At 41.6% G+C, this 706-nt stretch carries 2 tRNA genes; both read right to left on the bottom strand.

Features of this window, described 5'->3' with window-relative positions:
* Positions 1 to 437: 437 nt before the first annotated feature.
* Positions 438 to 513, bottom strand: a tRNA-Val gene (locus C9J40_RS21810).
* A gap of 68 nt (positions 514 to 581) precedes the next feature.
* Positions 582 to 657 (bottom strand) — tRNA-Lys (locus C9J40_RS21805).
* Between the last annotated feature and the right edge of the window lie 49 nt (positions 658 to 706).

The raw sequence follows: 706 nt of genomic DNA, 5'->3' as shown, positions 1-706 counted from the left end.
TGGGCTTATCGCAAGTTAATACGTCCTTCATCGCCTCTGACTGCCAAGGCATCCACCGTGTACGCTTAGTCACTTAACCATACAACCCCAAGAGGTTTCGTATGTTCAAACAACCAAGGTTTGTGTTTAACACTTCGATCAAGAAAGTATTAAACGTTGGTTTTTCGCCGGACTCATTGTTTTGTTTTCACTTTTAAAAAGTGAAAACAAACACAGACACTTGAATGTGTATGTTTTGAGAACTCGTTCTTCTTTCGAAGAACATTTTTAAAATCAATCTATTGATTGAATTTACTAGTCAGCTTTCCAGATTGTTAAAGAGCATGCAATTATCTAACGATAACCACTTTCTAACGATTTTCAGCGACAAAAATGCGGACTTAACAAAGGTATTCTTCATTAAATCTGCGAAATCCGTGCAGAAAACTTTTAGAGAGTGGTGGGCGATACCGGGCTCGAACCAGTGACCCCCTCCTTGTAAGGGAGGTGCTCTCCCAACTGAGCTAATCGCCCACGATAGTTGCTATTTGTTTTCACTTTTAAAAGTGAAATCAAACTAGCTTTCCTTCGTGGAAAGGAAATGGTGGGTCGTGCAGGATTCGAACCTGCGACCAATTGATTAAAAGTCAACTGCTCTACCAACTGAGCTAACGACCCAATTTGCACTTCAAAGAGAAGTGGCGTCCCGTAGGGGAGTCGAACCCCT

The sequence above is a fragment of the Photobacterium sp. GB-72 genome (assembly GCF_003026095.1).
In the GTDB taxonomy this organism is placed as follows: Bacteria; Pseudomonadota; Gammaproteobacteria; order Enterobacterales; family Vibrionaceae; genus Photobacterium.
The sequence above is the reverse complement of the archived record's forward strand: the minus strand, read 5'-3'. Positions and strand labels throughout refer to the sequence as shown.